At 68.0% G+C, this 23,670-nt stretch carries 26 protein-coding genes and 2 tRNA genes; 9 read left to right on the top strand and 19 right to left on the bottom strand.

The window, feature by feature from the left end; translation table 11 throughout:
- Positions 1-460: 460 nt before the first annotated feature.
- Together MC45_RS01690 and MC45_RS01685 are read right to left on the bottom strand one after the other, a co-directional pair.
- On the bottom strand, positions 461-1,165 hold the full coding sequence (locus MC45_RS01690; protein ID WP_081974293.1) for a M24 family metallopeptidase: 705 nt from the start codon (positions 1,163-1,165) through the stop codon (positions 461-463).
- Entirely contained in the window at positions 1,162-2,055 is an 894-nt protein-coding gene (locus tag MC45_RS01685) for an EamA family transporter (RefSeq protein WP_038658733.1), read from the bottom strand. The genes MC45_RS01690 and MC45_RS01685 overlap by 4 nt, the downstream gene beginning before the upstream one ends.
- Positions 2,056-2,138: 83 nt before the next feature.
- Here MC45_RS01685 and MC45_RS01680 point away from each other — a divergent pair, with 83 nt between their 5' ends.
- Complete coding sequence (locus MC45_RS01680; RefSeq protein WP_038658730.1) at positions 2,139-2,621, top strand: Lrp/AsnC family transcriptional regulator; 483 nt, start codon at positions 2,139-2,141, stop codon at positions 2,619-2,621.
- A gap of 4 nt (positions 2,622-2,625) precedes the next feature.
- On the opposite strand, the gene MC45_RS01675 is transcribed toward MC45_RS01680, so the two are convergent.
- From MC45_RS01675 to MC45_RS01650, 6 genes are all read right to left on the bottom strand, one after another.
- Positions 2,626-2,955: a DUF423 domain-containing protein gene (locus MC45_RS01675; protein WP_038658725.1), complete on the bottom strand. Its 330-nt coding sequence runs from the start codon at positions 2,953-2,955 to the stop codon at positions 2,626-2,628.
- Positions 2,952-4,718 (bottom strand): cation:proton antiporter domain-containing protein, encoded by a 1,767-nt coding sequence (locus MC45_RS01670; RefSeq protein WP_038666208.1) that lies wholly within the window; start codon positions 4,716-4,718, stop codon positions 2,952-2,954. The genes MC45_RS01675 and MC45_RS01670 overlap by 4 nt, the downstream gene beginning before the upstream one ends.
- Entirely contained in the window at positions 4,711-5,148 is a 438-nt protein-coding gene (locus MC45_RS01665) for an iron-sulfur cluster assembly scaffold protein (protein WP_038658722.1), read from the bottom strand. Before MC45_RS01665 ends, MC45_RS01670 begins: the two co-directional genes overlap by 8 nt.
- Complete coding sequence (locus MC45_RS01660; RefSeq protein WP_038658719.1) at positions 5,145-5,714, bottom strand: CvpA family protein; 570 nt, start codon at positions 5,712-5,714, stop codon at positions 5,145-5,147. The genes MC45_RS01665 and MC45_RS01660 overlap by 4 nt, the downstream gene beginning before the upstream one ends.
- Positions 5,715-5,979: 265 nt before the next feature.
- Positions 5,980-7,350 (bottom strand): DNA repair protein RadA, encoded by a 1,371-nt coding sequence (radA, locus tag MC45_RS01655; protein WP_038658717.1) that lies wholly within the window; start codon positions 7,348-7,350, stop codon positions 5,980-5,982.
- A 366-nt stretch (positions 7,351-7,716) separates the two neighbouring features.
- A complete protein-coding gene (locus MC45_RS01650; protein WP_038658714.1) occupies positions 7,717-8,412 on the bottom strand; it encodes a glutathione S-transferase N-terminal domain-containing protein in 696 nt (231 codons plus the stop codon).
- Positions 8,413-8,483: 71 nt separating this feature from the next.
- Between MC45_RS01650 and MC45_RS01645 the strand changes: the two genes are divergently transcribed.
- Positions 8,484-9,626: a glycosyltransferase family 4 protein gene (locus tag MC45_RS01645; RefSeq protein ID WP_038666206.1), complete on the top strand. Its 1,143-nt coding sequence runs from the start codon at positions 8,484-8,486 to the stop codon at positions 9,624-9,626.
- Between the two features lie 159 nt (positions 9,627-9,785).
- On the opposite strand, the gene MC45_RS01640 is transcribed toward MC45_RS01645, so the two are convergent.
- Both MC45_RS01640 and MC45_RS01635 read right to left on the bottom strand, forming a co-directional pair.
- On the bottom strand, positions 9,786-10,076 hold the full coding sequence (locus tag MC45_RS01640) for a DUF2218 domain-containing protein (protein WP_038658711.1): 291 nt from the start codon (positions 10,074-10,076) through the stop codon (positions 9,786-9,788).
- Positions 10,073-10,666: a PadR family transcriptional regulator gene (locus MC45_RS01635; protein ID WP_038666204.1), complete on the bottom strand. Its 594-nt coding sequence runs from the start codon at positions 10,664-10,666 to the stop codon at positions 10,073-10,075. Before MC45_RS01635 ends, MC45_RS01640 begins: the two co-directional genes overlap by 4 nt.
- A 166-nt stretch (positions 10,667-10,832) precedes the next feature.
- Between MC45_RS01635 and MC45_RS01630 the strand changes: the two genes are divergently transcribed.
- A complete protein-coding gene (locus tag MC45_RS01630; protein WP_038658708.1) occupies positions 10,833-12,161 on the top strand; it encodes a replication-associated recombination protein A in 1,329 nt (442 codons plus the stop codon).
- A gap of 32 nt (positions 12,162-12,193) precedes the next feature.
- Positions 12,194-12,269: transfer RNA gene (locus MC45_RS01625), tRNA-Thr, on the top strand.
- A 96-nt stretch (positions 12,270-12,365) separates the two neighbouring features.
- Here the strand turns inward: MC45_RS01625 and MC45_RS01620 are convergent.
- Positions 12,366-12,992, bottom strand: coding sequence for a hypothetical protein (locus MC45_RS01620; protein WP_156143754.1), 627 nt, complete (start codon positions 12,990-12,992; stop codon positions 12,366-12,368).
- A gap of 315 nt (positions 12,993-13,307) precedes the next feature.
- On the opposite strand from MC45_RS01620, the gene MC45_RS01615 reads away from it, so the two are divergent.
- Positions 13,308-13,384: transfer RNA gene (locus MC45_RS01615), tRNA-Pro, on the top strand.
- A 188-nt stretch (positions 13,385-13,572) separates the two neighbouring features.
- Here MC45_RS01615 and MC45_RS19170 read toward each other — a convergent pair.
- The 4 genes from MC45_RS19170 to MC45_RS19160 all read right to left on the bottom strand — a co-directional run bounded on the left by MC45_RS19170 (position 13,573) and on the right by MC45_RS19160 (position 14,810).
- On the bottom strand, positions 13,573-13,731 hold the full coding sequence (locus MC45_RS19170; protein WP_156143753.1) for a hypothetical protein: 159 nt from the start codon (positions 13,729-13,731) through the stop codon (positions 13,573-13,575).
- A gap of 111 nt (positions 13,732-13,842) precedes the next feature.
- Entirely contained in the window at positions 13,843-14,223 is a 381-nt protein-coding gene (locus MC45_RS01610) for a hypothetical protein (protein ID WP_156143752.1), read from the bottom strand.
- Between the two features lie 27 nt (positions 14,224-14,250).
- Positions 14,251-14,403, bottom strand: coding sequence for a hypothetical protein (locus tag MC45_RS19165; RefSeq protein WP_156143751.1), 153 nt, complete (start codon positions 14,401-14,403; stop codon positions 14,251-14,253).
- Positions 14,400-14,810 carry a hypothetical protein gene (locus MC45_RS19160; RefSeq protein WP_156143750.1) on the bottom strand — a complete coding sequence of 137 codons (411 nt, stop codon included), beginning with the start codon at positions 14,808-14,810 and terminating at the stop codon, positions 14,400-14,402. Before MC45_RS19160 ends, MC45_RS19165 begins: the two co-directional genes overlap by 4 nt.
- 152 nt (positions 14,811-14,962) lie before the next feature.
- Here MC45_RS19160 and MC45_RS20040 point away from each other — a divergent pair, with 152 nt between their 5' ends.
- Positions 14,963-15,220, top strand: a complete 258-nt coding sequence (locus MC45_RS20040; protein WP_169742511.1) for a response regulator transcription factor — start codon at positions 14,963-14,965, stop codon at positions 15,218-15,220.
- Positions 15,221-15,402: 182 nt separating this feature from the next.
- On the opposite strand, the gene MC45_RS01600 is transcribed toward MC45_RS20040, so the two are convergent.
- The 4 genes from MC45_RS01600 to MC45_RS19155 form a co-directional block, all read right to left on the bottom strand.
- A complete protein-coding gene (locus MC45_RS01600) occupies positions 15,403-15,669 on the bottom strand; it encodes an antitoxin (protein WP_038658702.1) in 267 nt (88 codons plus the stop codon).
- 194 nt (positions 15,670-15,863) lie between these two features.
- Positions 15,864-16,844 carry an MBL fold metallo-hydrolase gene (locus MC45_RS01595; RefSeq protein ID WP_038658699.1) on the bottom strand — a complete coding sequence of 327 codons (981 nt, stop codon included), beginning with the start codon at positions 16,842-16,844 and terminating at the stop codon, positions 15,864-15,866.
- A gap of 3 nt (positions 16,845-16,847) precedes the next feature.
- On the bottom strand, positions 16,848-17,474 hold the full coding sequence (locus MC45_RS01590) for an SOS response-associated peptidase family protein (RefSeq protein WP_038658697.1): 627 nt from the start codon (positions 17,472-17,474) through the stop codon (positions 16,848-16,850).
- 12 nt (positions 17,475-17,486) lie between these two features.
- Positions 17,487-17,942, bottom strand: a complete 456-nt coding sequence (locus tag MC45_RS19155; RefSeq protein WP_156143749.1) for a hypothetical protein — start codon at positions 17,940-17,942, stop codon at positions 17,487-17,489.
- A gap of 58 nt (positions 17,943-18,000) precedes the next feature.
- Between MC45_RS19155 and MC45_RS01585 the strand changes: the two genes are divergently transcribed.
- From MC45_RS01585 to MC45_RS01575, 3 genes are read left to right on the top strand one after another with little or no spacing between them, the layout of a single operon-like run.
- On the top strand, positions 18,001-18,702 hold the full coding sequence (locus tag MC45_RS01585) for an ImuA family protein (protein WP_245640813.1): 702 nt from the start codon (positions 18,001-18,003) through the stop codon (positions 18,700-18,702).
- Positions 18,620-20,410: a Y-family DNA polymerase gene (locus MC45_RS01580; RefSeq protein WP_081974290.1), complete on the top strand. Its 1,791-nt coding sequence runs from the start codon at positions 18,620-18,622 to the stop codon at positions 20,408-20,410. The genes MC45_RS01585 and MC45_RS01580 overlap by 83 nt, the downstream gene beginning before the upstream one ends.
- The gene (locus MC45_RS01575) at positions 20,407-23,670 is read left to right on the top strand and encodes an error-prone DNA polymerase (RefSeq protein ID WP_156143879.1); all 3,264 of its coding nucleotides are present in this window, start codon (positions 20,407-20,409) and stop codon (positions 23,668-23,670) included. Before MC45_RS01580 ends, MC45_RS01575 begins: the two co-directional genes overlap by 4 nt.

The following is a 23,670-nucleotide window of genomic DNA, read 5'->3' as shown; positions in this document are numbered from 1 at the left end:
GTTCGGCAACGCGCCACATGCACCCCGGCGAAGGCCGGGGCCCAGTTGGGAAAGCCGCCGTAAGTGACGACGAACGTCACCCAACTGGGCCCCGGCCTCCGCCGGGGTACTGCCCTGATGCGGTTCACATCGCCGCCGACGCGGCGTGGCAATGGGTCCCGGCGTTCGCCGGGATGACGATTTCTCCCGAGTGCGAAGGCGATTTCCGTCAGCGCGGCCACGACGTGATCGGGTTTCGCGCAGAGGCGCAGAGACGCGGAGGTGTTGCGTTCGTCGTCGTGACGTTGCTTCCCGCGAGCCGTCGAGACCGCGGGTGAGATTGCCTCACGCGCTGCCCCCTCCGCGCCTCCGCGCCTCTGCGCGAAACATTCCTTCTTCGAACGATCGACAGCGATCCGGCGGGCGAGGCAAGGCAAGGCAGCAGATCTTCACCCGCGTCCGCATCTCAGCCCCCCACCGCTCACCCGCGCGCCAGACGCTCGTAGAAGCCGCCGAACGCGCCGTCGGTGGTGACCAGATGCACCTCGATGATCCAGTGGCGCCGCCGTCCGAAGGCGTCGGGATCGCTCAGCGGCAACGGATTGGCCGGGCTGATATGATGCGCCTGCCGCTCGCCGGGCAGCCGCGCGTGCGGGAATTCGGCGACGATATGCCCGGCGATCCGCCCGCTGAAGCGATAGCCCGCCGCCGCCGCGCCGGCGCAGGCATATGCGTAGAGCGCCGCGCCGGTGATGTCCGGCTCCGCCGCCAGCCGCTGCGCGATCGCGGCGAACTGGCGCGGCAATTCGGCGACGAGCGCTCGCTTGGCGGGATCGTCGCCGACCGCATAGCTCTGCCCGACATCCGCCTCCCAGGTGCCGAACACCGGGCCGAGATCGAGGAAGACGATATCGTCCGGCTGCACCGTCACGATCGGCGGATTGTCCGCGGCGATCGCCAGCGTGTTCGGTCCGGCGCGGACGATGCGCTTGTGCCAGTCGCGCTCGACACCGAACGCGTCGCGCGCGATGCCGCGGATGTCCTGCTCGATCTCGCGCTCGCTGCGTCCCGGCCGGATCAGCCCGCGCGCCTCGATCATCTCGAGCAGCGCCAGCGCCCGGTCCTCCGCCGCCAGCAACGCGGCGAGGCGCGCGTCCTCGGTTGGTGCCGCCATTGGGTCCATCATGTCTCCGGTCCTTCCATATCTGTGCGGACATGATCGGTGGTTGCGATCATGCCGATCGACGCGGCCATCACCATCGCGATCGCCGCCCATTGCGCCGGCGTCAGCGTCTCGCCGAGCAGCAGGACGCCTGCCAACGCGCCGACCGCGGGTTCGAGGCTGAGCAACACACCGTGCGTGTGTGCCGGAATATGCTTAAGCGCGACGATCTCCAGCGAGAACGGGATCGCGCTCGACAGCAACGCAGCGATCAGCCCCAGCCCGAGCCACGCCGGGGTCAGCAGCAGCGCCCCCGCGTGATAGATGCCGATCGGCACCACCAGCAGCGCCGCGGTCGCCATACCGAACGCCACCGCCTGCCCCGCGGGCAGATGACCGGTCCGCTTGCCGAACACCAGATAGCAGCCCCAGCCGGTCGCCGCGCCGAGCGCGAACAGGATGCCGACCGGATCGAGCGCCTGCGTGCCGACGCGCAGCGGCAGCAGCAGCGCCAGCCCCGCGACCGCCAGCGCCGCCATCGCGACGTGCACCGCCCGCCGCGCGTGAAACAGCGATACCGCCAGCGGCCCGAGAAACTCGATCGCGATCGTCGGGCCGAGCGGCAGCGTGCGCAAAGCCATGTAGAAGCACAGGTTCATCGATCCGAGCGCGACGCCGTAGCGGACGATCCGCGCCGCATCCGCCCGCGCGAGCCCGAACCGCCACGGCCGCACCACCACGAGCAGGACGATCGCCGAAAAGCCGACGCGATACGCACTCGTCCCCTCGGCGCCGACCAGCGGGAACAGCCGCTTGGCGAAGGACGTGCCGACGCAGAAGGTCATGATCGACGTGATGAGCGCCGCATAGGGCAGCAGGCGGTGCCCCGCGCCGGGAGGATATCGGGTCTCCATAGCGACCTTCTAGCGGCGGTCGGGCGACGGCGGTCGCCCTAATCTGGCATCGCGCGGCGGATCGCGGCATAATCTGACCGATCATGACCGAAACCGTCGCCCTCGATCCCTTCGACCATCGGCTGCTCGACCTCGTCCGGCGCAACAATCTGCTGCCGGCGCGGGTGCTCGCCGACCGCGTCGGGCTATCCGAAAGCGCCGTCCTGCGGCGGCTGCGACGGCTGCGCAGCACCGGGGTGATCGTCGCCGATGTCGCGGTGATCGATCCCGCCCGGCTCACCCCGTCGATCACGATCCACGTCCTCGTCCAGCTCCACCAGAGCAACCTGCGCACCGAAACCGCCTTCGCGCAGCGGATGCAGGCGCGATCCGAGGTGATCGGCGCCTGGAACGTCACCGGCCGCACCGACTTCCTGCTGATCGTCGCGGTGCCGACGATCGCGGCCTATCAGCATTTCGCCGATACGATGCTGGCGGCGGACGAGGCCGTGCTGCAGTTCGAGACGTTGGTCACGCTGCGCGAGATCGTCCGCTACGACCCGGCGCGCGGCCGGCCGCTGCTCTGACGGGTCAGGCGCCGCGCAGCGACCAGGCCAGCCACAGCCAGCCGCCGATCAGCAGCGCGCCGCCGACCGGCGTGATCGCACCAAACCAGTGCGGCGCGCCGAGCGCCATCAGATACAGCGTCCCCGCGAAGATCGCGCCGCCGACGACGAACAGCCACGCCGGCCCGCGCGCCTCGAAGCGCAGCGCGACCAGCGCCGCCACCGCATGGATCAATTGGTAATGGCTGCCGGTCTTGAGCCAATCGACCGCCGGGCCGCTCGCGCCGTGCGCACCGAATGCGCCAGCCGCCACCGCGATGGCGCCCGACAGCGCCGCCAGTATCGCCACGATCATCGCGGATCATTCCCCCATGGCTGTTGCTCGGCGACCATCGACCGCGCCGCGCGGATATCCCCCGCCTCGATCTGGATGCGCAGCCGCTCCTTGTCGCGCGCACGATAGGCCTCTTCGGCACGATCGATCTCGGCGCCGGCGATGCCGAGGTCGCGCATCGCGACGCGCGCCATCTTCACCGCCGATTCGAGCACCTCGCGCACGACGAACACCCCCGAGGACTTCTTGAGCTTGACCAGCGCGCGCCGGTCGAACGCGCGGACGTAGATGGCGGCATCGGGGAACGCCTCGTGCACCCCCTCCAGCGTATCGGGCTCGATCTGGTCGCCGTCGATGCAGAACAGGATCAGCTCCGCCTCCGCCGCGCCGGCCTGACGCAGCAGGTCGAGCCGCGTGCCGTCGCCATAATAGACCTTGGCGCCGAATTCGCCGGCGATGTCGATCATCTCGATATCGCGGTCGATCAGCGTCACCGGGATCTTCTGCGCGAGCAGCATCTGCCCCACCGTCTGGCCGAATCGGCCATAGCCGACGATGATCGCATTGGCGCCGTCGGCCTTGGGTCCGTCGCGCGCCTGGTCCTTGGCGACCGGCTCCTCGCGGAAGCGGCGGGTGGCGCCCATCAGGAACGGCGTCGTCGCCATCGACACGGTGATGATCGCGCCGAACAGGCTCGCCGCCTCGGGCGCGACGAGCAGGCCCTGCTGCGCCTGCGCGAACAGCACGAAGCCGAACTCGCCGCCCTGGCTGAGCAGCACGCCGAGCGCCAGCGCGCTGCGCCACGTCATCCTGAAGGCGAGGCCGATCCCCATGATGACCGCGGTCTTGGTCGCGATCAGCGCCAGCGCCATGCTCGCCACGAACAGTGGCCGTTCGGAAATCGCATGCAGGTCGAGCATCATGCCGACCGCGAGGAAGAACAGGCCGAGCAGGATCGAGCGGAACGGCTCGACATCCGCCTCCAGCTCGTGCCGATAGGGGCTGTCGGCGAGCATCACGCCGGCGATGAACGCGCCCAATGCGGTCGACAGCCCCAGCGCCTCCATCACCGCCGCGCTGGCGATGACGGTGAACAGCGCGGCGAAGACGAACATCTCGCGCTCGCCGAGATTGCCGATCAGCCGGAACAGCGGCCGCAGCACGAACCGGCCGACCAGGATCAGCCCGGCCACCGCGCCCACGGTATAGAGCGCGAGCAGCCAGCCCGGCGGTCCGCCCGCATCGGCGGGGTTGCGGCTCATCGCCGCGACGATCGTGATCAGCGGCACGATCGACAAATCCTGGAACAGCAGGATCGAGAATGCCCGCTCGCCGAACGGCGTACGCAACCGCCCCGACGATTGCAGCAGCGGCAGCACCTGCGCGGTCGACGACAGCGCCAGCGGCAGCCCCAGCGCCAGCGCCGCGGTCGGCGAGAAATGTGCGGCGCCCCAGACGACCGCGGTGATCGCCAGCCCGCACACCACCACCTGGATCAGCCCGAGCCCGAAGATCTCCTGCTTCATCCGCCACAGCCGCGTCGGGTTGAGCTCGAGCCCGACGATGAACAGCAGCAGCGTGATGCCGAGCTCGGCGACCCCGATCTTCGCCTCGGCATCGCCGACGAGGCCGAGCAGATGCGGCCCGACCACCGCGCCGGCGACGAGGAAGCCCAGCGTCGCACCCAGCCCGAGTCGCCGGAACAGCAACACGAAGCCCAGCCCGAACCCCAGCAGGATCACCCCGTCGCGCAGCATCGACGCGCCGCCGGCCGCCTCATGCATCGGCATGCGCCTCGCGCGCCGCGAACGCCGCCTCGGCCGCCGCCTCGAACGCCAGCCGGATCGACGGATGCCGCGCGGTATAATCGAGCGCCGGCGCGAACACGTCGAGCCCCGGCCAGTCCGGCATGTCGCCCTCGCGCGCCAGCCAGGCGGTCAGCGCATCGCGCGCCGCCGCCAGCTCCTCCGGCGTCTTGCCGAGGATGTCGCGCGCGAGCAGCGACGCGGACGCCTGCCCCAGCGCGCAGGCGCGCACCAGCAGCCCGACCTCGCTCACCCGGCCGTCGTCGCCGACGCCGACGTCCACCGTCACGCGGCTGCCGCAGATCGGCGAACGTTTCTCCGCGGTGGCCTGCGCGTGGTCGAGCCGCGCATGATGCGGGATCGACGCCGCGAGCCGCAGGATCTCGGCATTGTAGAGGGGCGCATTCATCGTGGACTGCTCGCATTGTCGGAGGCATCGGACCGGAGGCTCTGGCGCGCGCCGAACACCGGCAGGCCGCGCCGCCGCCGGTCGACGAAATCGGCGATCCCCGCGCTGGTCGCGTTGAGCAGGTTGTAGCAGCGCGACTGCGTCATCCAGTCGGGCCGCTGCGCCGGGCCGCCGCGCGCGGTATCGACCAGCAGCGCCGCGACGAGAAAGCCGAGGCTGGCGATGATCAGCCCCTTGAGCGCGCCGAAGCCGAAGCCGAGCGCGCGATCGACGGGGCCGAGGATCGACTGCCGCGTCCGCTTGCCGATCGCATTGGCGACGAGCTTGCCGCCGATATAGGTACCGCCGGCGATCACCACGAACGCTGCCACCGCCGCGCCCGACGCGGTGCCGATCGTGCCCGCCAGCTTCGCGGCGAGCGCGACGTGGAACAGCTTGAGCATCGCGACGATCGCCACCCAGGCGAACAGCGACAGCACTTCGGTAACGAAGCCATGCTTGAGCCCGAGCAGCGCCGCGCCCAGCACGGCGACGAGTACGATGATGTCGAGAGCGGTCAGCGCCATGCCCAAGGGAATAGGGATGCGCGGGCGGGGGCGCTAGTCCTTGGTGGTCGTGGGGGCGGTCCTCGTGGCTCGGTGCGGTCGAGGTCCCCCACTTCGTCCGGCCCCTTCTTCGTCATCCCGGCGAAGGCCGGGACCCATGGACACCGCGCCGCCAGCGATGGCACGCACCATCCACCGCCCGCCACCATGGGTCCCGGCTTTCGCCGGGATGACGAATGGGGAAAGCGCCGGACGGAGCGGACCGACGAAGCGGCAGCCCCCCCGATCACCGCCCCAGCATATGATCCACGAACTCGCCCAGCGTCCGGAACCCCGTCATCCGCAGCGTGCTCTCCTCCTTCGCCACCGCCGCCGGCACCAGCGCGCGCTCGAACCCCAGCTTGCCCGCCTCCTTCAGCCGCAGCGCGCCATGCGCCACCGGCCGGATCTCGCCCGACAGCGCGACCTCGCCGAACGCGACCGCGTCGATCGCCACCGGCCGCTCGGACAGCGCAGACACCAGCGCCGCCGCCACCGCCATGTCCGCCGCCGGGTCCTGCACGCGATAGCCGCCGGCGATATTCAGATAGACCTCGGCATTGGAGAAGCTCAGCCCGCAGCGCGCCTCGAGCACCGCGAGGATCATCGCCAGCCGCCCGCTGTCCCAGCCGACCACCGCGCGGCGCGGCGTCGCCCCGCTCGCCAGCCGCACCACCAGCGCCTGGATCTCGACCAGCACCGGCCGCGTCCCCTCCAGCGCGGGGAACACCGTCGTCCCCGTCACCCCCTCGTCGCGCTGCGTCAGGAACAGCGCGGAGGGATTGGAGACCTCCGCCAGCCCCTCGCTCTGCATCGCGAACACGCCGATCTCGTCGGTCCCGCCGAAGCGGTTCTTGATCGCGCGCAGGATGCGATATTGGTGGCTGCGTTCGCCCTCGAAGGCGAGCACGGTGTCGACCATATGTTCGAGCACGCGCGGGCCGGCGATCGACCCGTCCTTGGTGACGTGGCCGACCAGCACCAGCGCGGTGCCGCGTTCCTTGGCGAAGCGGATCAGCTCCTGCGACGACGCACGCACCTGGCTCACCGTGCCGGGCGCACCCTCGATCAGGTCGGAATGCATCGTCTGGATCGAATCGATCACCAGCAAGGCCGGCGGCGGCCCCATCGACAGCGTCGTCAGGATATCGCGCGTCGAGGTCGCCGCGGCGAGCTGCACCGGCGCATGGCCGATGCCCAGCCGCCGCGCACGCAGCCGCACCTGATCGGTCGCCTCCTCGCCCGAGACATAGGCGACGCTCTTGCCGGCGAGCGCCAGCTTGGCGGCGGCCTGCAGCAGCAGCGTCGACTTACCGATGCCGGGATCGCCGCCGATCAGCGTCGCCGACCCCTCGACGAAACCGCCGCCGAGCGCGCGATCGAGTTCGGCGATGCCCGTCGCCATCCGCTCAGGCAGGACGATATCGGCGTCGAGCCCGACCAGCTCGAACGATCGCCCGCCGGTGCGCAGGTCGTGCTTCGCCTGGAACGGCGTGACCACCGCGCTCGCCTCTTCGACCAGCGTGTTCCACTCGGAGCAATCGGCACATTGTCCCGCCCAGCGATGCGACACCGATCCGCACGCCTGGCACACATATCGTTTCTGCGGTTTCGCCATGCCGCGCGATATAGGCAAAGGAGAACGGGAAGGGAACAGATTTCGGGTCGGGCCGCGCGGACACCGGTTGGGAGGAACGAGCCCAAGTCCTCACCCGCCAGGGGAAGGCTATGTTATATGGACGCTCGTGCGGGCCGGTCGTCTTCCATGCTTATTCCGTCACCCCGGACTTGTTCCGGGGTCCACCCTGCGGCGAGGAGAAAGGCTTGATTCGAAACCGTTCCCCTGCGGCTCGGTGGACCCCGGAACCAGTCCGGGGTGACGCATCTGATGAAGAAACGGATCGAACCTCATCACCGCAATCATATGCGATAACCCTCCCCGCAAGGGGGAGGATTTGGGAGCGGTCATGCGGCGCACTCGAGATCACCCCGGAATCGCCAACCCCCGCTGTACCGCCGGCCGCGCCAGCCCGCGCGCGAGCCAAGCCGCCACGTTCGCGAACCGCTCGAACCCGACCAGTTCGCCCGCGTCGTAGAAACCGACCAAAGCATTCACCCAGCCGAGATGCGCGATGTCCGCCACCGAATAGTCCGCCCCCAGCAGCCAGTCCCTGCCCAGCGCCGCGTCGAGCACCCCCAGCAACCGCACCACCTCGGCGACGTAGCGGTCGCGCGGCCGCTTGTCCTCGAAGTCGCGGCCCGCGAATTTGTGGAAGAAGCCGAGCTGCCCGAACATCGGGCCGACGCCGCCCATCTGGAACATCAGCCACTGGATCGCCTGCCACCGCCCGGCCGGGTCGGCCGGCAGGAACCGTCCGCTCTTCTCCGCCAGATAGAGCAGGATCGCACCGCTCTCGAACAGGCCGAACGGCGCTCCGTCCGGTCCGTCGGGATCGATGATCGCCGGAATCTTGCCATTGGGATTGAGCGAGACGAACGCTGCCGACTTTTGCTCGTCGTGGCCGAAGTCGATCCGGTGCGCCTCGTATGGCAGCCCCGTCTCCTCCAGCATGATCGACACTTTGACGCCGTTGGGCGTCGGCAGCGAATAGAGCTGGATGCGCTCGGGATGCTGCGCCGGCCAGCGCTGCGTGATCGGAAAGGCGGACAGATCGGTCATCGGCGACACCCTTGGCTGTTGAACCGCCGACATAGTCACGCCGCAATCGCGCCGCTATGGCCGGCGGCAGCATGCAACCCTCCGATCTTCGTGTCGCGCTGTTCAGCGGCAATTACAATTACACGCGCGATGGTGCCAATCAGGCGCTGAACCTGCTCGTCGCCCATCTGCTGGCGCAGGGCGTCACGGTCCGCATCTATTCGCCGACGATCGATCCGCCCGCCTTCCCGCCGACCGGCGACCTCGTCTCGGTGCCGGCGATCCCGATGCCGGGCGGCCGCGCCGAATATCTGCTCGGCCGCTATCTGCCCGCCAGGACCCGCGCCGACCTCGAAGCCTTCGCCCCCAATCTCGTCCACGTCTCGGCGCCCGACCTGCTCAACCATGGCGCGGTGAGCTGGGCGCGGCGCAACGGCATCCCCAGCCTCGCCTCCTTCCACACCCGGTTCGAGACCTATTTCCGCTATTACCGGATCGGCTTCGTCGAACCGTGGATCAAGGCGCTGATGCGGCGCTTCTACAATCGCGTTGACCGGGTGATGCCGCCGAGCCCCAGCATGGGCGCGCTGCTGCGCGAATGGGGGGTGACGACGCCGATCACGATCTGGTCGCGCGGCATCGACCACGATCGCTTCGTGCCCGAACGGCGCAGCCTCGCCTGGCGGCGCGCGCTCGGCATCGGCGACGACGAGATCGCGGTCGGCTTCCTCGGCCGGCTGGTCAAGGAAAAGGGGCTCGACGTCTTCGCGGAGGTGATCAAGGACCTCACCCGGCGCGGCGTGCCGCACAAGGTGCTGGTGATCGGCAAGGGGCCGGCGCAGGACTGGTTCGCGCAACAGGCGCCGGGCGCGATCTTCGCAGGCTTCCAGTCGGGCGACGACCTCGGCCGCGCGGTCGCGTCGATGGACGTGTTCTTCAATCCCTCGGTGACCGAAACGTTCGGCAACGTCACCACCGAGGCGATGGCCGCCGGCGTGCCGGTGGTGGCGGCGCGGGCGACGGGTGCGGTCGATCTCGTCGAGCATGGCGTGACCGGATTTCTGGTCGAGCCGACCGATATCACCGGCTATGCGGATGCGATCGAGCGCATCGTCACCGAACCGGGGCTCAAGGCGCGAATGGGCGCGGCCGGTCTGGCGCGGGCCGCGACCTACCGTTGGGACACCGCCAACCAGACCGTGCTCGACACCTATCTGGAACTGGTCGACCGCTAATAAATCCTCCCCCGCCAGGGGGAGGTGGCAGCGCAGGGCGCTGACGGAGGGGGAGGACAGGGTGGAAGCTTCGTTACGATGCTCCCACCCCATCCTCCCCCTCCACCACCCGGCGCCGCCGGGCGGTCCCCCTCCCCCTTGCGGGGGAGGAATGAGGGGCTACCCCGCCCGCCAATCGAAGGTCAGCGGCGCCTCGCGGAAGGCGAAGCGGTCGAGATGGCTCGCCACCACCTCGCGCATCCGGCCCTCGTCCTCGCCCTCCGGCACGGTCAGCACCAGATCGAGGCTGTCGCTGTCCGCCTTCATCGCCAGCAGCGATCCGTTGGGAAAGGCGATGCTGCCCTCCTCGGCGGTGAAGCTGACCGCCATCTTGTGGCTCCAATGCTTCGCCAGTTGCTGGAGATAGCGGCTCGCCGACCCCGTCGGCACACGCGCGACCGAGACGCTCACTTGAGCCGCTCGATCTTCTGGACGACGCCGTCGATCAGCGCCGCGACCTCGTGCACCGCATCGTCGGACAGATCGCCCGCCTCGACCCGCTCCATCACCACGTCGCGCAGGTTGCGCATCGCCCGCCGGATCGGCGCCCGATCATGACGCGCACGATGCGCGCCGATCTCGGCCAGCCGCGCCATCAGCATCGCCACCTGCTCTTCATGCTCGGCGAGATGCGCCTCGCCCGCCGCGGTGACGACGAAGCGCTTGCGCGCCGTCTCCGACGGCTGTTCGGCGATCAGCTCCATCTCGGCGAGCATCGTCAGCGCCGGATAGACCATCCCCGGCGAGGGCGCATAGGCGCCGCCGGTCAGTTCCTCGACCGCCTTGATCAATTCATAGCCGTGGCGCGGCTCGTCGGCGATCATCCGCAGCAGCACCAGCCGCAGCTCGCCACCGTCGAACATCCGTCGCCGGCCACCGCCGCCGCCACGTCCTTCGTGGCGAAAGCCCTCGAACCGTCCCTCGGCCTGCGCCGCCCACCGATCCCAGCCGCCGCGCGGCCCGCAGCCGCGTCCACCGCGGCCATGCATATGTCCAAACATCGTCATTCCTTCTGCTATCACGATGCACCGAAGATATATCTTCAGGAAACGAGCGCAAGAGCCTTCCAAGATATATTTTCGGTTGCAGCAGGATAGCGCCTTAGTGTCAGGTTAGCGAAGTTAGCAGGGGGGTGACGCGCCCGCCCCGCCCGCCTATCTCGGCGCGATGGCAGACCTGCTCACCGGCCTCGAACCGGAGCCGACCCCCCACCTCCCGGGCGCCGACGCCCCCCTCGCCGACCGGCTGCGCCCGCGGACGCTCGCCGACGTCGTCGGGCAGGAGCATCTCACCGGCCCCGACGGCGCGATCGGCCGGATGGTCGCGGCGGGGCGCCTGTCCTCGATGATCCTGTGGGGGCCGCCCGGCACCGGCAAGACGACGATCGCGCGGCTGCTCGCCGCCGCGGTCGACCTGCGCTTCGTCGCCATCTCCGCGGTCTTCTCGGGCGTCGCCGACCTCAAGAAGGCGTTCGCCGAGGCCCGCGAGCACGCCCGCATCGGCAAGCGCACCTTACTGTTCGTGGACGAGATCCACCGCTTCAACCGCGCCCAGCAGGACGGCTTCCTGCCCTTCGTCGAGGACGGCACCGTCATCCTCGTCGGCGCGACCACCGAAAACCCGTCGTTCGAGCTCAATGCCGCGGTGCTCAGCCGCGCGCAGGTGCTCATCCTCCACCGCCTCGGCGCTACCGCGCTCGCCAAGCTGCTCGACCGTGCCGAGGCCGCCGAGGGTCGCCCGCTGCCCCTCACCCCGCCGGCGCGCGACGCCCTCCTCGCCAGCGCCGACGGCGACGGCCGCTTCCTGCTCAACCAAGCCGAGACCTTGTTCTCGGTCGCGATCGACGCGCCGCTCGACCCCGCCGGCCTGTCGAGCTTCCTCCAGCGCCGCGTCGCGGTCTACGACAAGGATCGCGAGGGCCATTACAACCTCATCAGCGCGCTCCACAAAAGCATCCGCGGCTCCGACCCGCAGGCGGCGCTCTATTATCTCGCGCGGATGCTCACCGCCGGGGAAGAGCCGCTCTACCTGCTCCGCCGTCTGACCCGCGCCGCGGTCGAGGACATCGGCCTCGCCGATCCGCAGGCTTTGGTTCAGTGTATCGCCGCCAAGGACACCTACGACTTCCTCGGCTCGCCCGAGGGCGAATTGGCGATCGCGCAGGCCTGCCTCTATCTCGCCAGCGCGCCCAAATCGAACGCCGCCTATATGGCGCAGAAGAAGGCGTGGCGCAGCGCCAAGGAGACGGGCTCGCTGATGCCGCCCGCCAACATCCTCAACGCGCCGACCAAGTTGATGAAGCAGATCGGCTATGGCGCCGATTACGCCTATGACCACGACACCGACGACGCCTTTTCGGGCGCCAATTATTGGCCCGACGAGCTGCCGCCGCAGACCTATTACGAACCGAGCGGCCGCGGCTTCGAGGCGCGGCTGCAGGAACGGCTGGCGCATTGGGACGCGCTGCGCCGCAAGCGGCAAACCCCTCTGGACTAGCCGCATCGCTTGATCCATGGAGTGCGCCGATTGCCGGTTTAGCTCAGCTGGTAGAGCAGCGGTTTTGTAAACCGAAGGTCGCGGGTTCGATTCCTGCAACCGGCACCATCGTCATCCCCGCAGGATCTGCCGTCCGATGCGACCCGGTACGTCGCGTCGCGCGCCGATGCGGCGATCCCGAGGCGCGGGATCGCCATCCCGACGCTATTTCCCCGCGGGCGCCGGTGCCGCCGGCGAGACCTTGATCGGCGCCACCACCGCGGCCGGAGCCGCTGGCGCTACGACCATCGCCGCTGGCGCGCCACCGGCAAAGGCGACCGGCACGTCCTCATCGATGAACCCGGTCACCGGCGCGCCGAGCGGAATGTTGGCGCTCGTACCGGTGACGAAAAAGCCTGCGACCGGAATGACGGCGATCGCGCCGACCACGCCCACCGTCCCGGTCGTGCCCTTGTCGTCCAACTGGCCCGACATGCGGATCTGGCGACCGTTCGCCCGCACGAACAGCACGCGGGCGTTGATCCGGCCGGACTTGCCCCACATGCCCTTGTTGCGCACCTCGGTGACCTCGCCGGTCACCGGGCTGCCCGCCGGGATGACGGTCATGCCGTTGACCGCGATCGGCTCGGCGGTCTGCAATTGAAAGCGCTGCCCTACCTTGAGCTTCTTGCCGTTGGTGGTCAACGCTTCCGCCATCTTCAGCGGCACGCTGGTTCCCGCGCGCAGAACCGCCGCGTCCGGTGCGCCGGCGATGATCGGCATCGCCGTCTGCGCCGTCGCAGGCGCGCAAACAAGGAGCGCGCCCGACAGCGCGCACATCGACATCTTCATGATCACTCCCCTCGATTCGACTTTCCCCAGTCGATCAACAAATTAGAGGATGGCTGCAGCACGCCGTCAAGTCGGCCGTCATCGGTATGCGAACTATAGGCGTACCATTTGCAGACGGATCATCGTCTGTAAAACGCGCCATTAACTTCTACTCAATCAACCAAAATGGTTGCATATGCTTCGATGGCGCGCTCGACTGCGGCTCGGTGGAGAGCCATCGGCGAACAGGGATGTCGCTGCGATACGGGATCGTCGTCGGAAGATCGGATTGCCGCTTGCGTCCCGCCTCGCCCCGCGCCTAAGGGAGCCACGCGTCGGGGAGTGGCGCAGTCCGGTAGCGCGCCTGCTTTGGGAGCAGGATGTCGCAGGTTCGAATCCTGTCTCCCCGACCATCCGCCTACAAGCCTTTTATTTCGCGTCTTAACGACGGCGATCAGGGACGACTGTACCCCTTGGGGTGGCGGAATGGGCTTTTCGAACGTGGCGCTGCGCGGCAGTCGCTATTAGTGGCGGAAGAAATGCGCAGGGGCACGGAACGGCACCCGGCCTTGGCAGGGGGCCCGCGCTTAGCCGTGCACCATCACTTCGCGGCGCGCCCGATCTTCATTTTCGGGCCACAAGCGTCGGCAACCACGATCCGCGTGTCGCCGATCTTTCCGCCAACAGGGCAGGCTTGGTCGCTGACGAACCGATCTCGAAAATTCGGCGGAGCAAGCTTTTTGAGCAGGCGGAGGTACACGCTCAGCAACCGGGCATTGCCGGTGCGGAGTTGAAGGGACCGAATCAGATTCAGACGCCCGCGCCTTTTCGACGGCCAGATCGAGGACGCTGATGCTTTCGTACTGACGGTTCAATCAGACGCGTTTGATTGGCCGAGCACAGCCTTCGCTTCCCGCCATAGCTCGCGTCGTTTGTCGATCATGCTCTGCCCGATGATGATCGAGAAAGGGTTGTTCGATCGCAGCAGGCGTCCATCGGCATCGTCCGCCGTCATGCAGCGGATGATCATATCGACCGGCTCGCTGAGCAGGGCATGCCACACACGCTGGCCAAGGTTGGCCTCACCCGACGCGATCACGGGCGCGAGATGTTGGCTTGCCGCGTGAACCAATTCAGGCTGCGAACGAAGAATGTCGCCATATCGTCGTGAGCGAAGCAGGCGCTCGACTTCCGTGATGTCATGCGCCGTTGGCAGGGTCCCAAAGGACGCGGTGTCGGCTTGGCTTGGCAAAGTCTTACCCCTTGTCGATCGGTCGGCTCATGACAGCGCCAATTCCGCCATTGTCATAGCGCACCCTACGAGGAGCATCATCATACCGACCGTTCGCGCATTTCGAACCTTGCAAACCTCGCCGAGGGTGAGCGTGCCCGCACCAGAAAAGAGCAGCGCGACGGCGGCATCGGCCATCATGATCGCCAATGCCCTGCCTCGCAATCCCGGCTTCGGAATAGCGTGTCGATTAATTCGGGGCATTTGTCGCGATGGGCCTCGGTCACCTGAAGCCATTCCTGAATCGCCGCCAACGTCCAAAAGTTGCCTTCAACGACGTTCGAGCAGATGTCGTCGCCTACCACGGCCTTGTAGCCGCGCGAATAAAAGAGCCAGCTGACCGCGTCCTCTTCCGATCCGGTCAAGACGATCAGGCTGCTCAGCATGTTGATGAGCATCTCGCGTCCATCGACGCCGCCGTATCGGCCGCCAATGCCCTGCGTATCAAGTATAATGTCAAAACAGTCAGTATAGCCCGCAGCGGTATCACGGAGACGCTCCAGCATCTCGGGGCTGACGACGGGACGATCGGGTTCGGCGTGGGTCATGGAAGCTCCGCTTTATTGCGTTGCGATCATAGCGCCCGCAGCGCGTCTGAAAATTCGCGCTCCTTACTAAGTAAAAATACCTATGCGCTGCCAGTCGGCAGCGCAAAATGATTTGAAAACCCTTGAGTCTAAAATTAGATCAAGGAAATGAAGTGACCAAAGATCCAGCAGATATTCTGACGCAATCAGAACTTTCCATCTGCCGACTGAAGATACTTGGCTACACAGCGAAGGAAATAGCCAGGTTTGCGTCCGTCGCGCCAAGGACGGTAGAAGCGCATATCCAAAACTCCCGCACAAAACTTCGCGCCAGAAACAGCGTCCACTTGGCTACCATCTTGCTTGTTAGCGGCGCAATCAAGGTAACGATCGAAGAGCTAACGAATACTTACTTGGATAATTGGGCGTAATCATTTCAGACGTCGCCTATGATCATTCTGGGAGCCGCCAGCGGACCTGAAATGCTTTCCCTATTCAAAGCATATCGCCGCTGCCGCCCTATGGGTTGCCGCTCAGCGCCGTTCAGTTCAGCTGGTCGAGGTTCCGCCAACGGGCAGTTCGCGATCAGTGTCGAGCATGAAGCGGGTACGGCTCACAGATCGGTATCCTTAAGCGGCAGCAGCGCGTTGTCGAGATCGTCAGGAAGGCCATCGGCAGGATCGAGGGAGGATAACGATCGAAGCTTGTCGAGCAGATTGGGTTGAGGTTCCGGCTCAATGATGAGGCGATCACCTTCCTTGTGGATCAGGACGCGACTGCCGGAAAACTCGAACTCCGCCGGAATGCGGACAGCTTGGCTCCGGTTGTTGCGAAATAGCTGCGCTACGCGAATGTCGCGATGCCGGGCGGGCTCAGCCATCTCAAAAGCTCCGAAGTATATGCCATGTATATACCACGAATGAAGGCGTTTCCAAACGCTGTGATCATTTCCCTGAGGGGGCAGCCGGATGCTTGGCGTCTGCCGGTCGGAGCTCTTATCCCGAGTAAGTGAGCAATGGATGAGCCGGGATAAGGAGATAGGCGCTCCTGCCCCCTGACAGTCGGTTACGTGGTTCAGCGAAAGTGGAAGACCCCGCCTGCTTCGGCCGCGACAAACCGTTCGGGCGCGACGCCTGCGTCGTTTAACGCCGCGGCCAATTCCTCCACTGGCGCCTCACGCGCCTCGTCGGTAAGGTGGAACGTCCCCCAATGGATACCGAGCGCGCGATCTGCGCCGACATCCGAGAAGATCCGCACCGCCTCGGCCGGATTGACGTGCTGGGCCGCCATGAACCAGCGCGGCGCATAGGCACCGATCGGGATCAGCGCGACATCGGGTGCCCCGAGGCGTATTTGAACCTCGCCGAAGATGCGACCATCGCCATAGCCCGTGTCGCCGACGAACCAGATCGCGCCGGCGGGTGTCTCGAGGTAATGGCCGCCCCACAGCATCATCCGCGTGTCGCTCGGCCAGCGGTTCGACCAGTGATAGGCGGGAGTAATTGTCGTCGCGATGCCTTCGCCGAGCGCCAGCCGGTCCCACCAGTCGCCGGTGATGCAACGGGCTGCCGGCACAGCCGTCCGCACGATCGCATCGTTGCCGAGCGGCATCACCATCAGCGGGTCGTGGACCACGTGCAGCCGCTGCAAGGTCGCGATATCGAGATGATCGTAATGACCGTGGCTGAGCAGCACGACGTCGATCGGTGGCAGGTCATCGAACGCAATGCCCGGCGCCGTCACCCGCTTCGGTCCGACCCGGCGGAACGGACTCGCCCGCTCCGACCAGACCGGATCGGCGAGGATGTTGCGGCCTGCCGCCTGGATCAACAGCGAGGCATGGCCGACCATCGTGATCCGGAGCCCGGCGACGCGTGCCTCGGGTTTGGCCGGGACAATCGGCACCGAGGCTGGCCATTTTGCCGCACGGCCGCCGAGCTTCCAGCGCAGCATATCGGAGAGGCCGCGATCGGTGCTTCCCTGACCGGGATTGAAGAAGCGGATGCCATCGAAATGATCGCTCGGCGGGCCGTCGTAATAGCGATTGCGGGCCATCGGTCAGGCGACTTGCATCAATTGCGAAGGATAGGCGGTGAGCAGCGTCACGGCCTCTTCGACCGGCGCGGTCAGCCAGCGTTCCTGGTCCTCGGCGAGCAGGATCACCGGCATCGCCTTGGGGTGTTTCGGCGCGACAAGCGGATTGGGCTCGGTGGTGCAGAAGGCATAGACGCGGTCGTGGTCGGCATCGACCTTCCACAGGCCGGCGAAGCACGGCACCGGCTGGTCCTCGACGGTGAACCACCAGTTGGTGTCGCCCGGCCCCTGCCGGTCGGACACAGCCTTGGGTTCGGCGAAGCGGGTGAAGGGTACGAGGCAGCGATGCTCGGTGCGTAGCAGCCAGGGCTTCCAAAGGTTACTGTGCAGATTGCGGGCGTTGGTCCACCAGTCGTAGAGGAACGGCAGTTCTCCCTCGCGCGCCAGGCGCTTGCGCGGTTTTCGGGTCGGGAAGCCCCAGCGCATCGTGCTCAGCACGCGCCGGCCATCTTCGTAGCGCACGACGTAGCCGGGCTTGCCGGGGGCGGCATAATCCTTCTCTATCCCCAGCACGTTGGCCGCGTCGTCGACCGCGGCGAGCGCATCGAAATAGCCGCGCGGATCGACCTTCAAGTTATAGAGATTGCACATCTTCGTCTTCGATCACGAGCGATGGCGCGAGACAAGCTTCTTCCACGTCGCCTCATCGGGATATGGCAGAGCCGCGCCGGTCGGAGGTTCGCGACCGACCGTGACGCACGGTCGCGCCGTTGCTTTCTGCTCACGGCAGCCGGCGCAGCACAGGCGGGCTGCCACGGCGGGCAGGCCATCGTCCCAGCCACGGCGGTTGAACATCCACCACAGGCATACCGCATCCAGCACCCGGACATGACCGCAGCGCGGGCAGGTCAGGCGCAACGTTCGCTTGTACAGCGCGCATTGCTCGAGCGTGCGCAGGCGACGCCCGACATGGTCGTAGTCCGCCCGCGCTGCCGCCGTCCTATCTGCGGACCCGGCAGCGTCGATCCCGTTTCGGTCCACCGGATCTCTCCCGTAACGCCTTGACCCTTCGTCAACAATTCGGGAACATATAGCGAACAGATGAGTCGCAACAGCCATGTCCGCTAACCCCCAACCCGATGAGGCCCTGGCCCGCTTACGCGAGGAGCTGGGTGCCGTGCGCGGGCCGAAGCTGGCGGTTCTGCCCTTCGGCATCGATGCGATCGACAGGCGACTCGCCGAGGGCGGACTCGTGCTGGGCGGCCTGCACGAGGTGTCGCCGGCGACGCCGACGCTCACGGACGATGCCGCAGCGACGCTGTTTTCGGTCGGCATCGCCGCACGCGCTGCGGCGCGATCCGGCAAACGCGTGCTCTGGGCGCTGACCCGCTTCGACCTCTATGCCCCCGGTCTGGAGCAGGCCGGGCTCGACCCGGCGACGCTGCTGTTCGTCGAGGCACGCGACGACAAACACGTGCTCGCCGTCATGGAAGACGGCCTGCGCCACGGCGGGCTCGCCGCAGTCGTCGGCGAGGTCAAGCGGGCCGACATGGTCGCGACACGGCGGCTGCAGCTTGCTGCGATGAGCGGCCATGCCCCGGCGCTGCTCGCGCGCCGCTGGCGGAAGGCGGGCGTCGAGCCCCTGTCCGACCTCTCGGCGGCGATGACGCGCTGGCGGATCGCCTGCGCGCCGTCCGAGCGGCTGCCGGCCCCCGGCGTCGGCCGGGCACGCTGGACCGTCGACCTCGCGCGCCAGCGCGGCGGTCCTCCCTTCACCCTGCAACTGGAGGCATGCGATGACACGGGTCGCCTCGCTCTACCTGCCGCACCTCGCCATCGAGCGACTGCGCCGGCTCGAGCGACCGCGCGCGCTGCCTGAACCGCAGCCTGCGCCATCGCTGCCGATCGACGACGACCCCGGTGCCTGTTCGGTGCCGCGGGGCGGCGGCTGGCGCCCGGGCGCACGCTGGGCGCGCGACGATGGCGCACGTGCAGCGATCGAAGAGCAGGCCGCGGCGCTGCCGCGCCACCAGCAGCCGACGATGCGCGAGCTCGGCCGGCGTTCCGAGGCGGCGGATCATCCGTTCAAGCGACCGGTAACATCAGGCGGCACGCCCACGGCCCCGCCAGTGGCCGTGCCGGTCGCGCATGCGGTGCCGCTGGTCCTCGCCGAGCAGGCCGGTCAACGTCACGTCATCACCGCCGCGTGCCCAGCCGCGCTTTCGCTCGGCCTGATACCCGGCATGGCGGTGACGCAGGCGCGCGCGCTGGTGGCAGAGCTCGACGTGCGTGCCGCCGATCCCGCCGCCGATCGCGCGGTGCTCGACAGCCTCTCGCTGCATGCGGTGCGGCATTGGACGCCCACTGCCGCGGCAAGTGGCGCGGACGGGCTGTGGATCGAACTGACCGGTACGGCGCACCTTCATGGCGGCGAGGCGCGCTTCTGCCGGCGGCTGGTCCGCTTCTGCCGGCGCTTCGGCTATACTGCACGCGTTGCGGTGGCGGGAACGCCGGGCGCCGCGCACGCGCTCGCACGGTTCGGGCGTGACGCGATCAGCGCCATTCCGAACGGCGGCGAGGCGCAGGCGCTCGCCGGCCTGCCGCCCGCCGCGCTGCGGCTGACGCCCGAGGCGATGACCGCCGCGGCGCGTTTCGGACTCGACCGGATCGCCGATCTGCTGCCGCTGCCGCGCGGCCCCCTCGCGCGCCGGCTGGGGCTCGCCAGCGTGCGCCGTCTCGACGAGGCGCTCGGCCGGGTGGCGGAACCGATCGTGCCGGTCGTCCCGGAGGAGACGCCGCTGGCCCGCCGCCGCCTGCTCGAGCCGATCGGCACCGCCGAGGCGATCGGACACGTCATCCGCGATCTTCTCGCCGATATGATCGGGCTGCTCCAGGAGCGCGGCGCCGGCGCCCGCACGTTGCTGCTCGTCATCGAGCGGATCGACGGCAGCGAGCAGCGGCTCGCCATCGGCACGTCGCGACCGACGCGCGACGCGAGCCATCTCGCCCGTCTCTTCCACCTCAGGATCGAGACGATCGATCCGGGCGACGGGATCGAGACGATGCGGCTCGCCGCCACCCGTACCGATCCGCTCGGCGCAACGCCGCTCGCTGGCAGTCTCGCCGGCGACGATGCCGCCCCGGACGTCGCGACACTCGTCGATCAGATCGCCGGACGGGTCGGCGACGAGGCGCTCTTCACGGCCGCACCGGTCGAGAGCGACGTGCCTGAGCGTGCAGTCCGTCGCAGCGCGCCGCTCGCTGCCCCGACTGGTTGGCCGGCGTGGCGCCGCCCGGTGCGCCTGCTCTGTCGGCCGGAGCCGCTGGTCGGCGTGCTGGCCTTGCTGCCGGACGCGCCGCCCCGCCGCTTCACCTGGCGTGGCCAAGTCCATGCCGTCGTCGCCGGCGACGGCCCCGAGCGCATCCACGGCGAATGGTGGCGGCGCGACGGCGAGCTATGGGCGGTGCGCGACTATTTCCGCGTCGAGGACGATACCGGCGCACGCTTCTGGCTGTTCCGCCGCGGCGACGGTGTCGATGGCGCGACCGGCGACCTGAGCTGGTATCTGCATGGACTGTTCGGCTGATGACCTACGTCGAACTCCAGGTCACCAGCCATTTCTCGTTCCTGCGTGGTGCCTCCAGCCCGGACGAACTGTTCGCGGCAGCCGCGCTGCTCGGTCATGCCGCGCTCGGACTGACCGATCTCGGCAGCGTCGCCGGGCTGGTCCGCGGCTGGGAGGCACAGAAAGCGACCGGCGTGCGGATGATCGCCGGCGCGCGGGTGCGGCTCGACGACGGGCGCATGTTGCTGCTCTACCCGACCGACAAGCCCGCCTGGTCGCGCCTCACCCGTCTGCTTACGCTCGGCAAGTCGCGCGCCGGCAAGGGCGGCTGCGCGCTGGCGTGGGAGGACGTCGTCACCTGGAACGCGGGGCTGATCGCCATCCTGCTTCCCGATCTGCCCGGTGACGCCACCCGCAGCGATCTCGGCGATCTGCACGAGGTGTTCGGGGACCGCGGCTATTGTGCGCTCACCTTCCGGCGACGGCCCGACGATGCGATGCGCCTCCACGACCTCGCCCGGCAGGCGTCCGACGCAGGGGTCGCAACCGTCGCGGTCGGCGACATCCTCTACCACGCGCCCGACGCGCGGCTGCTGCAGGACGTCGTCACCGCGATCCGCGAGAAATGCACCGTCGACACGCTGGGTTACCGCCGCGAACGCCACGCCGACCGGCACCTCAAATCCCCGGAAGAGATGAAGCGTCGCTTCGCCGCCTTCCCCGACGCCATCCGCGCCACCGCCGAGATCGCGCGCCGCTGCACCTTCGACCTCGGCGAGCTGAGCTACCAATATCCCGACGAGCGCGTCGTCGACGGGCTGACCGCGCAGCAGGCGCTCGAACAGCTCACCGAGGCCGCCGTCGAGCGCCGGTTCCCGGACGGCGTGCCCGCCCAATACCGGACGCAGATCGATCACGAACTGCGGCTGATCGCCGAACTCACCTATGCGCCCTACTTCCTGACCGTGAACAGTATCGTCGCCGAGAGCCGGCGCCGCGGCATCCTGTGCCAGGGGCGCGGCTCCGCGGCGAACAGCTGCGTCTGCTTCATGCTCGGCATCACCTCGATCGATCCGATCAAGCACGAGCTGTTGTTCGAGCGCTTCATCTCGGGCGAGCGCCGTGAGCCGCCCGACATCGACGTCGACTTCGAGCATGAGCGCCGCGAGGAGATCATCCAGTGGATCTATGAGACCTATGGCCGCACCCATGCCGCACTGACCGCGGTCGTCACCCGCTATCGCGCGCGCGGCGCGGTGCGCGAGGTCGGCAAGGCGCTGGGCCTGCCCGAGGATCTCACCAAGGCGCTCGCCGGGCTGGTGTGGGGCTGGAGTCAGGAAGGCGTCGGCGAGAAACAGGTCCAGCAGCTCAACCTCAACATGGAGGATCGCCGGCTCAGGCTGGCGCTCGATCTCGCGAGGCGGCTGATCGGCACGCCGCGCCACCTGTCGCAGCATCCCGGCGGCTTCGTGCTGACGCACGACCGGCTCGACGATCTCGTGCCGATCGAACCCGCCGCGATGGTCGACCGGCAGGTAATCGAATGGGACAAGGACGACATCGACGCGCTGAAGTTCATGAAGGTCGACGTGCTCGGCCTCGGCATGCTCGGCTGCATGAACCGCGCCTTCAATATGCTGGAGGAGGCCAAGGGCATCCGCGTCGGCATGGCCGACCTGCAGGACGACGATCCCGACGTCTATGCGATGATCCAGAAGGCCGACACGCTCGGCACCTTCCAGATCGAGTCCCGCGCGCAGATGAGCATGTTGCCGCGGATGAAGCCGGCGCGCTTCTACGATCTCGTCATCGAGGTGGCGATCGTCCGGCCGGGGCCGATTCAGGGCGACATGGTCCACCCCTATTTGCGTCGCCGCGAAGGGCGCGAGAAGCCGGACTATCCGCGGCCCGAGCTGCGCGCGGTGCTCGAGAAGACGCTCGGCGTACCTCTCTTCCAGGAACAGGCGATGAAGGTCGCGATCGTCGGGGCGGGCTTCACGCCGGCCGAGGCGGACCAGTTGCGTCGCGCGATGGCGACGTTCAAGTTCACCGGCGGGGTCAGCCACTTCTTCGACAAGCTGGTCGGCGGGATGGTCGAGCGCGGTTACCCCCGCGACTTCGCCGAACGCACGTTCAAGCAGATCGAGGGGTTCGGCAGCTATGGCTTCCCCGAGAGCCACGCCGCCAGCTTCGCCAAGATCGCCTATGCGAGCTGCTGGATGAAGCACCATCATCCCGACGTCTTCTGCGCCGCGCTGCTCAATGCGCAGCCGATGGGGTTCTATGCGCCGGCACAGGTCGTCCGCGACGCCCGCGACCACGGCGTCGAGATACGTCCCGCCTGCATCAACGCCAGCCGCTGGGATTGCACGCTGGAGCCGGGCCGTGGCCGCTATCTCGCCGTGCGCCTCGGGTTGCGGCAGGTCCGTGGCCTCGCCAACGCGCATGGCGCGGCGATCGTCACCGCACGTGGGCAGATGCCGTTCGGCTCGGTCGAGGAGGTCTGGCGCCGCGCCGGCGTGCCGCGCGCGGCGATCGAACGGCTGGCCGAGGCGGACGCCTTTCATGCGCTGGGCGAGGACCGGCGGCAGGGCCTATGGAAGGTGAAGGGACTCGGCGACGCGCCCTTGCCCCTGTTCGCCGCCGCCGACGCGCGGGAGTCGCTGTTCAGCCCGGAAGGGCTTGAGCCTGACGTCAGCCTGCGGCCCCTGTCCGATGGCCGCGAGGTCGTCGAGGATTACCGCGCCTTGCAACTGTCGCTGCGCGCGCACCCGCTGGCTTTCCTGCGGCGGGATCTGACCCGGCGTGGCATTACGCGCTGCGCCGACCTTGCGAACATCAAGGATGGCCGTCACGTCGAGGTGGCCGGGATCATCCTCGTCCGTCAGAAGCCGGGATCGGCCAAGGGCGTGCTGTTCATCACGATCGAGGATGAGACGGGAATCGCCAACGGCATCCTGTGGCCCGACCGCTTCGAGGCGCAGCGTCGCACCGTGATGTCGGCGGCGATGATCGGGATGAAGGGGCGCGTGCAGAAGGAGGGACAGGTGATCCACGTCATCTGTGACCGGATCATCGACCATGGACCGCTGCTCGCGCAGGTCGGACAGATGGATTTCCCGCATGCGACCGGGCGCGGCGACGGCGCGCGGCATGCGGGCTCGCCCGACCGCGGCGATGCCGGCTGGAAGCCCGGCCCTCGCGACAGCTACTGGCCGCCGCATAGCACGGGCATGGATCCGGAGGACGTGGTGCGGGTGAAGTCGCGCGACTTCCACTGA

The organism is Sphingomonas taxi (genome assembly GCF_000764535.1).
Classification (GTDB): domain Bacteria; phylum Pseudomonadota; class Alphaproteobacteria; order Sphingomonadales; family Sphingomonadaceae; genus Sphingomonas; species Sphingomonas taxi.
This window is presented reverse-complemented; position numbering and strand designations above follow the sequence as displayed.